The following is a 13,074-nucleotide window of genomic DNA, read 5'->3' as shown; positions in this document are numbered from 1 at the left end:
TTATTCTCCGGGCTCCTCTTCCAGCATCCAGGAGCGAGCAAAGAGACAGAAATCCTCCAAATCAACCCGGCCGTCGCCTTCGGGCTCAGGGGCTATATCTCCCCAGAGAGCGCTGCGGAAAAGCCACTGCTCGGCAAAAACGGCAATATCCAGCAAGTCAACAACTTCATCCCCCTCCGCGGGAGCCAGGTCACAAAGACCATTCCACTGCCCCGAAGAAGAATCCGTCAGCCAGGCAGAGGCCATTCTGGCCCAGTCGAGAAAATCGACAAAGCCGTCACCGCCGGCGGGAGCGATATCCGCCCTGCGCTTCTCTGCCAGCCATTCGTCCGCAAGGGTTTGCAGGTCTTCCGCTCCGATACCGGCCGGACACACAAAATCCGCCTTGGGATACAGATATCGGAAGGTCGGGTATTCTTCCCCAAGACTGCACAGACGCCAGATATGAACAAAATCCCATTCGGCTTCCAAATAGAAAGCGGGGTCCTGCATTTGGGCGGTCGTCAAACCGGTACCCCCTTCGCTGACAGATTGGCCGGAGGTCTGCATATCCCAAAAACTGCCGATAATATCGGTCATTCCATCCACATTCCGCCCAATCAATCCGCCAAGCCCGGAGCCGCCCGTCACCAAACCGACTGAGTAACAATTCGTAATCATACAAGAGCCGGGCTGAGAACCCCAGCAAACCCCCGCCAATCCGCCTGCATTTTCCTGGGCATTCACAGCGGCTGTTGAGTAAGAGTTCAGAAGATCCCCATCCATACTGCGTCCGACCAGCCCCCCTGCCTCACTGCCCTCCAAACCCAATAGCGGATCCGAACGAGTGCTGACTTCGCCCTCTGCAAAGGACTGCTCAATCCATCCATTCAGGGCATGTTCTCCGACCAGTCCGCCGACACAGAGAACACCATCGACCGAGGCATTCACACGGCAGCGGAGAATCTGCCCCAGATTAGAGCCGACCAAACCGCCTACATCAATCCATCCGGAAACCATCCCCTGAAACGAACAGTTCCAAAGTGTTCCTTCGATATTCCTACCGGCCAAACCGCCCGCTTCACCCTGTGCGGAAATCACTTCCGCTGCGGCAGCGGAACAATCAAAGATTGAAGCCTTATCGACGGCACCCGCCAAGGCTCCGGCCGCCCAATCCCCCGCTTCTACACGGCCGCCGACAAGATGACAACCAGAAAGGACTGAGCCGCTGCCGAGCAGCCCTGCCAGGACACCGCTGTCCAGGCCTGTGGAGGTGGAGACATTTCCGTTTTCGAGGCGGAGATTGCGGATCTGTCCTCCCAGAATGTACCCGAAAAGGCCGATGTAGATTTGCGGCATACCGTCATAGCGAAAGATGAAATTCGAAACAGCAAAGCCGTTTCCGTCCAAGACCCCTGTAAAGGGGAGCGGAGTTTCCCCGACAGCATATCGGCCGATGAGATTGAACTGAGCACCGTTATATTTGGACAAATCAATATCCGCCGTCAACTTGAAATGTTTATCCCAGTCCCAGGGATGAGCCCCGACGGCCTGCAGATGCAGATGATTGGAAATCAGATAAGGGCTGGACGGTGTGCCTGCTCCCCCGCCGTATCCATAAAACGTATGATTGCCGAAATGGATATCCTCCGCATTCGGCGCCGCAGCGGTGAGCACCACAGAGTACGTACAGGATGCCGTCGGCACGGTCTGCACCCACCCCCCCTTGATTTCTTCGGCAAGCCGGTACGTTCCCAGCCCCAAACCGGAGATTTGATACGTTCCATCCGCAAGCGTGAACGCATACGGCTCACCGGCATCCCAGCGGTCATTCGCGTTCATATCGACAAAAACCCGCCAGCCGGCCAACCCCGTTTCCTGGCCGTCGCGAACGGAATTGCCGTTGGCGTCGTGAAACACCGAACCGGAGATTCCCCCGATAAGCTGCTGCGTATTGCCGAAGTCGAAACCGGAATAGATGTGATTGGGTTCGGCAATCAGGCCAAAATTTTCCTGATGAGACGGACCGGGAAAAGTCTGCGTCCACCCGGCCTTGGGCACCTCCCGAATTATATAAATCGCCGGAGCAGGCAGGTTTTCAAAGACATACATACCGTTGGGGTCACTGGTGACGGCACTCGGCTCTCCGGCATCTTTTTGTCCGTTGTCATTCAGGTCCAGATAAATCTCCCAGCCGGGCATAGCCGGCTCACCTGCGTCCCAGATGCCGTCGGCGTTCAAGTCATTGAATTTGTATCCTTTAATGTCGCAGGTAATTTCCTCAATCGGCGGACCGCTGATAATCTGAAGATAAATCCCGGCCCAGGGATTCCCTCCAAACCAGAACGGCTTCCATACCTCCATAAAGGGGTCGTATTCCCACATCCGGTTTTCATTTCCGGCTCCGCCGGAGGCCAGGGCTGCATTCATCCCGAAGGATGTCTCCAGCGTAAAACCAAAGGAACCGGCCGGAAGGGTGAAACGGTCCTGTTCGGGCAGAACATAATCATATACCGCCATCTGACCGTCCGTAGTTGGAAGATTTTGAATAAGAATGGTTTTCAGATGCCCCCACATCTCATAATAGGTTTTGTTGAAATCATCGTAAAAATCGAGCCGAATCCAGTTGGAGGAAGAGTAATTGTTCAGGTACCCGATTCGGAGGGTTTTGACAAATCCGCCGGCAGAAATGCCGTAATCAAAAACGATAGGGTCCGGCGAAAAAACAAACCCTGAATAAGCCGTATTGCTGTAAATGACTTCATCGGCGCAAACAAGGGAATATCCTGACATCCAGCAAAACAAAATGATTAGAGCGCTATGCTTACCATGTTTCATCCTATCCTCCTTTGTCTCTTCGCTCACTCCTTTGAGACTGTCTTCAAAACAGGATTATTATACCCTATCAAACCGTCCAAAACAACGGAAAGACGCATTTTAATCAGACGCCCAAAAAAAGAGAAGGATTGTCGGATAATCACGTAAACCATTATTTCGCAGGCATTACAAGAAAGTCGGCAGGAAAAGTTTTGCAAAAAAAAGTTTTCTGGGTCATCATAAACAAAAACGAACTGTATCCAACGGTTTCATCAGCAGATTTGTACGGATAAGAACGTGTGAGTGAATCACCGGGGCAGAAAAATTCGCCGACTTTGTTAACGCCGGTTCAATACCTCAAGGGGGTCGGGCCGGCCCGGGCCGAAGCGCTGGCGGAACTGGGGGTCCATACAGCCGAGGACCTGCTGAATTATTTTCCGCGCGACTGGCGGTTTGCACCGGAGCCGACAAAAATCGCCGACCTCCGAAAGGGCCAAACCGTCTGCGTAATCGGGATTGTCGAGCAGACGGATTATCAGGCGCACCGGAAGATTCCGTTTTTTGAAGTGATGCTGGCGGACGAGACGGGGGTTTGCCGGATTGTGTGGTTTCACGGCAAATACCTGATCAACCAGATTGAGCCCGGTCAGCGTCTGGCGGCCATCGGGACGGTAAGCGAATACAAGCACCAGCTGCAGCTGACCAATCCGAGATTCCACATTCTGCGGGCGGATGAGCCGCAGGATATCGAGGCCTTCAGCGGTCCCGTGTATCCGGCCAGCGCCAAACTTCCTTCCTGGCAGATTAAGAAAATCATTCAATCCTCCCTCGACGTCCTCTGTGAACAGCTGCCGGAGTTTTATCCGCAGGAGTTTCTGAAAAAGAATGACTTCTGCGGACGGGCGGAGGCCTATCGGCAGATTCATCGGCCGGAAAACGAAGCACAGGTGCATCAGGCCCTGCGGCGGCTCAAATACGATGAGCTGTTTCTGATGCAGCTGGGACTGGCCGTTCGAAGACATCAGATGGAGCATCAGTGCCGCGCCTTTCCGATGGTCTGGACGGAGGAGATTGACCGGCGGATTCGGCAGCGGTTTCCGTTTCTTCTGACGGAAGATCAGGAGACGGTCATCCGGGAAATCGTGCAGGATATGAGCCGCACCGTTCCGATGAACCGGCTGCTGCAGGGGGATGTCGGCTCCGGCAAAACCGTTGCGGCCCTCTATGCGGCACTGCTGGCGGTCGCCAACCGCAAGCAGGCGGCAATGATGGCGCCGACGGAGATTCTGGCCCGGCAGCACGCCGAGAGTATCGAACGGTATCTGAAAGGCAGCCGGGTCCGACGAGCACTTCTGGTTGGGGGAATGCCGCCGGCGGAACGAGCCCGCATTGCCGACGAACTTCGAAGCGGACAGATTGACATCGTAGTGGGCACCGTCGCCCTGCTGGAGGAGGATATTGCGTTTGCGGATTTGGGGCTGGCGGTGATTGATGAGCAGCACAAGTTCGGTGTGCATCAGCGGGCGCAGCTGCGCAAAGGGGCTGCGCCGCATTGTCTGGTGATGACGGCCACCCCCATCCCCCGGACGCTGGCGATGACGGTCTTCGGCGATCTGGATGTGTCGGTGATTCGGCATCGTCCGCCCGGACGCGGGGAAGTGATTACGCGATGGGTGCCGCCGGACAAACGCCGCGAAGCGATGGAGTTTCTGCGCCGGCAGATTCAGGCGGGCCGGCAGGCCTATTTTGTGTATCCCCGCATCGAAGGTGAAAACGGCCCGGAGGAAAACGGCCGGCGAAAAGCCGCGGCGGAGGAATACCATCTTTTGTCCAAAACCGTTTTTCCGGAATTTCGGGCGGGGCTTCTTCACGGACAAATGCCGGTTGAAGAAAAAAAGCAGATTATGGCGGAGTTTCGGGCGGGACGGATTCAGATTCTGGTCAGCACGGTGGTGATTGAAGTGGGTGTGGATGTGCCGAATGCAACGCTGATGGTGATTGAGAATGCCGAGCGGTTCGGGCTGGCCCAGCTGCATCAGCTGCGCGGCCGAATCGGACGCGGGCAGAACCGCTCGTATTGTCTGCTGTTTTCCGAAACGGACAATCCGGAGGCCCGGCAGCGTCTGGAGGTGCTGACGCGTACCTGCGACGGCTTTGAGATAGCCGAGGAAGACCTGCGTCTTCGAGGGCCGGGCGAATTGTTCAGTACCCGCCAGCACGGCCTGCCGGATTTGAAAATTGCCAATATTGTCGAGGATTTTGACCTGCTGACGTTTGCCCGCAAGAATGCCTTTGAACTGATTCGACAAGACCCCTGTCTGACTCGACCGGAGCATGCGGCCTTGCGCAAAGCCCTGATTGAACGGTTTGGAGCAGCACTGGGGCTGGCGGATATCGGCTGAAAAAAAACTGGAAAAAATCTTTCGGAAACGGTAAGTAGTCCGAAATATGAAGATCCACTACAAAAATGCCGCTCTGGAGCGTCTTGTCATTGCTGCCAATGGTCTTGCGGCCGCTTCGGCAGCAGGAACTTTTGTTTTGCTCTATGGGTTTGACCGGGTGCTTTTGCCGACGGCTGTGCTCTATGCAGCCCAGTTTATCTCTCTGCTGATTTTTCTGGCCGAAAAAGCGGTTCGCTTTGCAAATGCGGAATCCCGCAGAGAGTTTTTGAAATACAACTGGTTTGAGATACCGCTTCTATCGATTCTACTGCTTTCCGTGGCCGGTGCAGGGCACTGGTTTTCTCCGGACAGTTCCAGTCTGGCCATTTTAATAGCCATTGATACCTATCTGGTGCTTCAGGTGATTGTCAAAGTGTGCCGGACAATGGTCGCTGTAGCAGCCACGGGCAAAAATCCTCCGCGCGCACTGGCCGGCTTGTTTGTCATTTTGATTGCGGCCGGTTCCGGTCTGCTGATGCTGCCTCGCTCGAACAATGTGGAACATTTATCGTTTACAGATGCCGTATTTACTGCCGCCAGTGCCACATGCGTAACCGGTCTGGTTGTCAAGGATACCGGTTCAGATTTTACACCGATGGGACAGGTCATTATTCTGACATTGATCCAGCTGGGCGGTCTGGGAATTGTCACCTTCGGGGCGGTGATGGCGCTGATTTTGGGGCAGGCGCTGAGTGTCCAGGAATCGGCGGCAATGCAGGACCTGCTGAATACCCAGACCCTCAGCCGCATTGTTCGGATGATTGCCTTTATCTTCCTGACCACCCTGCTGATTGAAGCCGTCGGGGCTCTGGTTCTCTATCCAATGTGGAAGCCGATGGACGGGCGCTTTTCCACGCCGGAGGGTCGATGGTTCTGCAGCATTTTCCATTCCGTCAGCGCTTTCTGCAATGCAGGGTTCAGTCTGTTCTCGGATAATCTGTCGGGTTACCGGTCGTCTCCGCAGGTTTATCTGGTGATTGCACCGCTGATTGTTGTGGGAGGGTTGGGATTCAGCGTGCTGTACAATCTGCTGACGGCAGCGCAGGACGTTCTGGTTCGATTCTTTCACAGACGAATGCATCCGGGCCTGATTTTTGCCGCCCGCTCACCGGTGCGGCTGCAGCTTCAGACCAAGATTGTACTGACTGTCAGTGCTTTGCTGATTGTCGGAGGGACGGGAGCATTGCTGCTGTTTGAATCCTGCCGGCCGGAAGGCCCCTATAAGGGCGACATCCTGACGGCCTTTTTTCATTCCGTTTCCGCCCGAACCGCCGGCTTCAATACGGTGGACATCGCCTCTCTTTCGGAGGCCTCTCGGTTTATCCTGATTGTGCTGATGTTTATCGGCGGCTCGCCCGGCTCCACGGCCGGCGGCATCAAGACCGTCACTTTTGCCGTCGTGGTGATGATTGCCTGGGCGTCGTTCCGCAAACGGCGGGATGTGGAGATGTTTCGCCGGTCGATTCGGCTTTTGATTGTAGGCCGTGCGGTAACTGTGGTTTTTCTGTTCGGGCTGACGCTGCTGACGGCAACGCTGGGGCTGGCAATTACCGAACGTCACAGCCATTTTGCCTTTCTGGATTTGCTGTTCGAGGCGGCCTCAGCCCTGGCGACCGTGGGGCTGAGCACGGGGATTACGCCGTCTTTGACAGCCGCCGGCAAATGGATTATCATATTCACGATGCTGATCGGGCGGCTGGGACCGCTGACGCTTCTGGCGGGGCTGACGCACGAAATCAAGCCGGCCGGCTTTGACTATCCGTCGGAGCCGGTTGTAGTAGGTTAACCGAGGAGATCTTATGAAACGGTTTGCAGTCATCGGACTGGGACGGTTCGGGAAAAAACTGGCAATTGCTCTGGCCATGAGCGGAGCAGAGGTGATTGCCATCGACCGAGAGCGGGAGATTATCGAAGACATCCGCGATCAGGTCAGCCATGCCGTGCGTCTGGACAGCACAGATATGGAAGCCCTCCGCGCGCAGGGCGTAGACAAAGTCGATGTCGCCATTGTCGGAATGGGCGAGCGGGGCCGGGCTTTTGAATCAGCAATTCTGACGGTCGTCAACCTCCGGCAGCTGGGCGTTCCGAAGATTTATGCGCGGGCGGCGGACCTGACGGCCGGCGAGGTCTTCAGTGCGGTGGGAGCCACCGAGGTCATTTATCCGGAAATTGAAACGGCCCAGCGATGGGCATACAAGCTGATTGCCCCGCACATTGATGAAAAAATCGACTTTGCACCGGGCTACAGTCTGGCGCGAGTGAAAGCAGCTGACAGTTTCCACGGCAAGACCGTCCGCGAGCTCCAGCTTCGCCAGCGGTATAATGTCAATCTGGTGGCCATCAAACGCGAAAGCGGTCCGCACGCCGAAGAGGAGGACAGCATCATCAACGTCCCTATGCCCGATACCGTGATTTATGCCGGCGATATCCTGATGGTGGCCGGCACGGACAGAGACCTGGCCAAACTTCCGCAGGAATAAAACGTGGATTCGGATATTCGCCGCATCCTGTATGTCTCAGACCTGGACGGCACGCTGCTGCGCAATGACGGAACACTTTCGGAAACCAGCCGCCGCCGGCTGTGCGAACTGCTGGAGGCGGGGGTAAACTTTACCGTCGCCAGCGCCCGCACCTGGAGCGAGATTGTGCCGCTGCTGAAAGGGGTGCCGCTGCGTCTGCCGGTGATTGCCGTCAACGGGGCGTTTTTGTCGGATTTTGCCACCGGCCGGGCTCTGCAGGTCAAAGCCATTGAAAAAAATCTGGCCGAAGCGGTGTATGAAGAAATTCGCCGAACCGGGCTGGCTCCGTTTATCTGCGGATATGACGGACATTCAGACAAATTGTATTATCAGGATCTTCTGAATGAACAGATGCGCTGGTTTCATGGGGTACTGATGGAGCACAGTCGGGCCCGCCTGTGCCGGGTGGAACCGCTGGAAAAGGTGCTTTCGCTTCAAGTAGTCTCGTTTGCGGTGATGGGGGAAGACCGGCTGGTCGAACGGCTGGCCCGGTATCTGGAGGAACAGTACGGCCCGCGGCTCGAATGCTTTCATTTTCAAAATCCCTACTCCAACGGTCATTGGTGGCTGACGATTCACGACGCCGCCGCCTGTAAATCCAAGGCCGTAGCAGAGCTGGCCCGAATGTACGGATTTGCGATGGACAATGTCGTGGTGTTCGGCGACCATATCAATGATATACAGATGTTCCGCACGGCCGGCCGGGCCGTCGCCGTGGCCAATGCACACGAATCCCTGAAACTTTATGCCGATGAAATCATCGCCTCCAACGAAGAAGATGCTGTTGTAGATTATATCAGTCGAACCCTTTCATTGATTCCATAACCCGCTGTTCGGGGAAAAAGGGTGGTTATCCGACGTTGTCCATCCTTTTCAATGAATCCCTTTCTCCTCGGCTCAAACACTCTTTTCAGCGGCCCGTTGCATTTTTTCTGCTTTTTATAGGACGCCGATTTTCCTTTCCGCAAAAATTGCTGTTTTTCGCAAAAAAAAGGTTTATCGCTCTCCTTTTTTCTCCGAAATCGCACGCAAGGAGTCTCTCCAAACAGAACAGCAGGCAGATGAGGGCCCTTTTATGAAGCAGACAGCAATCGCGTTGTTTCATATGGGATTAATGGTTTTTTTTGTCCGGATTTCTTTCGGAAAGACTTTGCCGGACAGCAGTGCCTCCTCCCTGAATCCCGCCGCCGAAGCTCAGACTAACGCCCCGGACTTATTCGAAATGTCTCTGGAAGAACTGATGAACGTGGAAATCAGCACGGCTTCATTGACCGAGACTACCAAACGCAAAATGCCGATGACGATGACGGTCATCACGCGTCAGCAGATTCTCCAGTCCGGAGCACGAAGTCTGATCGAGCTGCTGGAAATCTACGTGCCGAACTTTCAGTGGGTGTTTACCGGCACCAAGCCGCGGCATATGGGGCTGCGCGGCATTTTAGGCAAAGATGATAAATATTTGCTGCTGGTTAACGGACGGCAGATGAATGAAAAAACGGATTTTGGTGTGTACAGTGAGCGGGACCTGCCGATGCTCCGTGATATTCAGCGGATTGAGGTCATTCGCGGTCCCGGTTCGGCCCTGTACGGAGCCGGTGCCCTGTCGATGGTTATCAATTTGATCGTCGATGACCCGAAAACATTTCAGGGAACAGAAGCGGCATTTCGGTCTGGAATGATTGAAGAATACTATTCCGGAGAAGTGAAATGGGGACGAATGTTTTCGGAAGATGAAGGACTGTTGGTGTATGCCGGCGGCTCCCTGTATCCCGGCGCCGAACCCTCCAAGTCACCGCTGCGGTACCTTTGCGGACCGGGCGCGTACAAGGAAGGCGGCCCCTCCGGCTGGTGGGGAACTCCCAATCAGCCGGGCTATCAGCTGGGAGTAGATGAATATTACCACAACCCGGATTTCATGAAAAACTACAATGAGGCCTATCGAGGAAGGCCGCGAGCGAAGCTGCATGCCCATTATACACTGGGGGAACTGAATATCTGGGCACGCTTCACCCAGGGCGGGGAATATGTCGACCAGTGCGAATTTCGTCCGCTCGAGGGCGGCTGGCCGCAGCGGGATATCGCCTTCGGCGTCGGCTATATGCAGAGCACATTCACTGCTGAATACACACAGGAACTGACGGAGGATTTTTCGCTGCACTATCGGTTCAGTTATGACCGCACGCAGTTTGAATCGACGCCGTATGGGCTGGCCCGGGAAGTACTGTATCGGGAGGATGAATACCAGGGCCGTATTTTAGCTAATTGGAACCTGAATGAACAGCACAAACTGGCCTTCGGAACAGAATGGAGCCATGAAGAATTCGGCCTGACTCCGGACGGAGAGGAAACCACTCTGAATTACATTATGGGCGATAAAAAACCGATGCCGCGATGGAACACGGACATGGTCTCTCTGATTGGGGAGTATCAATGGGGGCTCAGTGAAGACCTGACGGCCTTTTTCAGCGGGCGCCTGGATGACCATACATTTGTTGAACCGATGTTCTCTCCCAAGGCGACTTTCGTTTATACCGCAAATCCCAAAGATACCGTCAAGCTGATCCTTTCTCGCGCCTCGCGGACGGATGTGGCGGAGAATATGAAGCGGAATCAGCTTGCCGGCAAGTCTGAAAGCGATTACGAAACCCTGAATGCCCTGGAACTGCGGCTGGAGCGTGAACACAGCCGGCATCTTTGGCTTGGGGCCAGTCTGTTTATGCATAGTCACAATCTGGTCAGCTACTCATCCAGCCTGGGCGGAACCGGCCCGGTCGCCACGCTTAAATCCTCCGGTGCAGAGCTGGAAGGAAAGTATAAGCCGAACGACAAACTCGAATTATCTTTCTCCCATGCCTATACAAAACTGGACCATGCGGCACTGGCGGACAAAATTACCTCGATTGAAGAGACTGCGGCACCGCTGGGATATGGAAACAACTTTGCCAACTGGTCCAATCATGAGACGAAACTGCGTCTGACGTGGCGATTCGAGGACAAGTGGCTGCTGAACAGTTCAGCGATTGTATATTGGGGCTGGCCCGGCGCCAAAGACTACGCCCGGCAGTTTGCCTGGAGCCCCGCCCGGTTTGACCAGAAAAACGGGCTGGAATCGTTCGAGCCCAGCTGGTTCTGGAACATGGGTCTGGAGTACCAATACAGCGCCAACACCACGTTCCGTCTGGATGCCTACAACATTCTGGGCTGGTTTGATAAAGACTTAGGCAAGCGCAAGTTCGGTTTTACCAACGACTTCCCGGGGATGTACCGCATTCAGCCGGCTGCGCTGGGGCTTCAGGTTATCCACACTTTCTGAACATCAGGCGGGCTGTTCTCAAAGAGAGCTTTCCTCCGCTGACCTTTTCGGATAGAATCTTTGCGAGGAGGCAAATCCTTTTTGGCAAAATCCGAATGGCTCAAAAAAGAAACAATTTTATTCGTTTTTTGGGATATGTGCGGCCGTACAGCGGATACTTGGTGCTGGCAGTGCTGGGCGGTATCGTCAAATTTACAGTGCCGCTGCTGACCCCGCAGGTGACACGCTATCTGGTGGATCAGGTGTTCTTAAACGCAACCCTGCCTTCAGAAGAAAAAATGCGGCAGCTGCTGCTGTGCACCGGGGCGATGGCCGCCGTGTACCTGTTTCTTTATGCGCCGTTTGTGTACATCCGGCATATCTACGCGGACAAGGCCAGTCACCGGGCCGTGTTTCATCTGCGGTATGAACTGTACTGGCGAATCCTGCGGCTGTCGGCTTCGTTTTTCAGTCGGCACCGCAGCGGGGAAATCGTCTCCCGCCTTATCAGCGACATCGCTCTGGCTCAAAATCTGGTCGGTACAGCTCTGACCAATACCTGGATGGACGCCGCTGCCCTGATTGCCATCCTCTTTTTTGTCTTTCGAATCGACATGCCGACGGCTCTGGCGGCCCTGGCGACCTATCCGGTTTATCTGTTCTTTTTCCGCCGTTTCAGCACCAGCATTCGCGCCGCAACCATGCGGATTCAGGATGAACTGGCGACAATGGCCGGCGATGTGAGCGAGCGGATTTCCGCCACCGCCGTTATTCACGCTTTCGGTCGAGAAAAAACGGAAAAACGGCGATTCCGCCGACAATCCGAGAAGCTCTTTTCCATCAATATGCAGCGGATTCTGATGCAGGGACTCAATCAGGCCGTTACCGGCACGCTGATTGGGCTGGCTCCGCTCGTGGTGATTGCCTTCGGGGGAATGCGCGTGCTCAAGGGGGCAATGACGGTGGGCGATCTGGTGGCGCTGATGATGTATCTGGGGCCGCTGTATCTGCCGATGCAGCGGTTTTCCGAGCTGAATGTGGTGATGGCCAACGCCTTGGCGGCGCTGGACCGCATCTTTCAGATTATGGATGAGCAGCCCGACATCCGCAGCCGTCCGGACGCCGTGGACCTGCCTTCGGTTCAGGGCCGCGTGGAATTCGAGCACGTTTGGTTCGGCTATCAGCCGGACCGGCCCGTTCTGCAGGATATCCATTTTACTGTGGAGCCGGGCAGCCGGATTGCTCTGGTCGGCCCCAGCGGGTCGGGCAAAAGCACCCTCGTTAGTCTGATTCCGCGGTTTTACGATGTGCAGTCCGGCGCCGTGCGGATTGACGGCATTGATGTGCGGGACCTGAAGGTGTCCTCTTTGCGGAAAGCCGTCGGAATGGTGCTGCAGGAACCGATGCTTTTCAGCGGCACGATTCGGGAAAATATTCTTTACGGCAATCCTTCCGCCTCAGACCAGGAGGTGATTGAAGCGGCCAAAGCCGCTCACGCGCTGGAATTCATTCAGGCCCTTCCGGCGGGGTTTGATACGGAAGTCGGTGAGCGGGGGCTGATGCTTTCCGGCGGACAAAAACAGCGGATTACCATTGCCCGGGCGTTCTTAAAGAATCCGCCCATTCTGATTTTTGATGAAGCGACCAGCTCGCTGGATTCAGAATCAGAGTACTGGATTCAGCAGGCCATGCAGAATCTGATTCGCGGACGAACGACGTTTATTATTGCTCACCGTCTGGCTACCGTCATCCACGCCGACTGGATTCTTGTCCTTCAAAACGGACGAATTGTCGAACAGGGAACCCACCTGCAGTTGGTAAGCCAGAACGGAATTTATCGGGATTTCTTCCGCCGACAGATGCAGTCTGCCCAGCTGGATTTGCTGGTCGATTCCCCATTTTTGAATTCAGATATCTCTTGATTTTACATCCGCCTTGTGTATAGTTGACTGAAAAGGACGGCAGGAAACATCTCTGGTTCATCCAAAATACCGCCCTCGGAGCTGTGCAAAGAGCGCTTGGTTTT

General features: G+C 55.0%; 7 protein-coding genes. 6 read left to right on the top strand and 1 reads right to left on the bottom strand.

Going from position 1 to position 13,074, the window contains the following annotated elements; translation table 11 throughout:
* Window positions 1–2,817 carry a hypothetical protein gene (locus PKY88_08710; protein ID HOQ05278.1) on the bottom strand — a complete coding sequence of 939 codons (2,817 nt, stop codon included), beginning with the start codon at window positions 2,815–2,817 and terminating at the stop codon, window positions 1–3.
* A gap of 278 nt (window positions 2,818–3,095) precedes the next feature.
* Here PKY88_08710 and recG point away from each other — a divergent pair, with 278 nt between their 5' ends.
* From recG to PKY88_08680, 6 genes are all read left to right on the top strand, one after another.
* Window positions 3,096–5,198: an ATP-dependent DNA helicase RecG gene (gene recG / locus PKY88_08705; protein HOQ05277.1), complete on the top strand. Its 2,103-nt coding sequence runs from the start codon at window positions 3,096–3,098 to the stop codon at window positions 5,196–5,198.
* Between the two features lie 46 nt (window positions 5,199–5,244).
* The gene (locus PKY88_08700; GenBank protein ID HOQ05276.1) at window positions 5,245–7,023 is read left to right on the top strand and encodes a potassium transporter TrkG; all 1,779 of its coding nucleotides are present in this window, start codon (window positions 5,245–5,247) and stop codon (window positions 7,021–7,023) included.
* Between the two features lie 13 nt (window positions 7,024–7,036).
* Entirely contained in the window at window positions 7,037–7,717 is a 681-nt protein-coding gene (locus PKY88_08695) for a TrkA family potassium uptake protein (GenBank protein ID HOQ05275.1), read from the top strand.
* 3 nt (window positions 7,718–7,720) lie between these two features.
* The gene (locus tag PKY88_08690) at window positions 7,721–8,581 is read left to right on the top strand and encodes an HAD family hydrolase (protein HOQ05274.1); all 861 of its coding nucleotides are present in this window, start codon (window positions 7,721–7,723) and stop codon (window positions 8,579–8,581) included.
* 250 nt (window positions 8,582–8,831) lie between these two features.
* Window positions 8,832–11,069 carry a TonB-dependent receptor plug domain-containing protein gene (locus PKY88_08685; GenBank protein ID HOQ05273.1) on the top strand — a complete coding sequence of 746 codons (2,238 nt, stop codon included), beginning with the start codon at window positions 8,832–8,834 and terminating at the stop codon, window positions 11,067–11,069.
* Window positions 11,070–11,164: 95 nt separating this feature from the next.
* On the top strand, window positions 11,165–12,970 hold the full coding sequence (locus PKY88_08680; GenBank protein ID HOQ05272.1) for an ABC transporter ATP-binding protein: 1,806 nt from the start codon (window positions 11,165–11,167) through the stop codon (window positions 12,968–12,970).
* Window positions 12,971–13,074: the final 104 nt, after the last annotated feature.

Source organism: Anaerohalosphaeraceae bacterium (assembly GCA_035378985.1).
Lineage (GTDB): Bacteria > Planctomycetota > Phycisphaerae > Sedimentisphaerales > Anaerohalosphaeraceae > JAHDQI01.
This window is presented reverse-complemented; position numbering and strand designations above follow the sequence as displayed.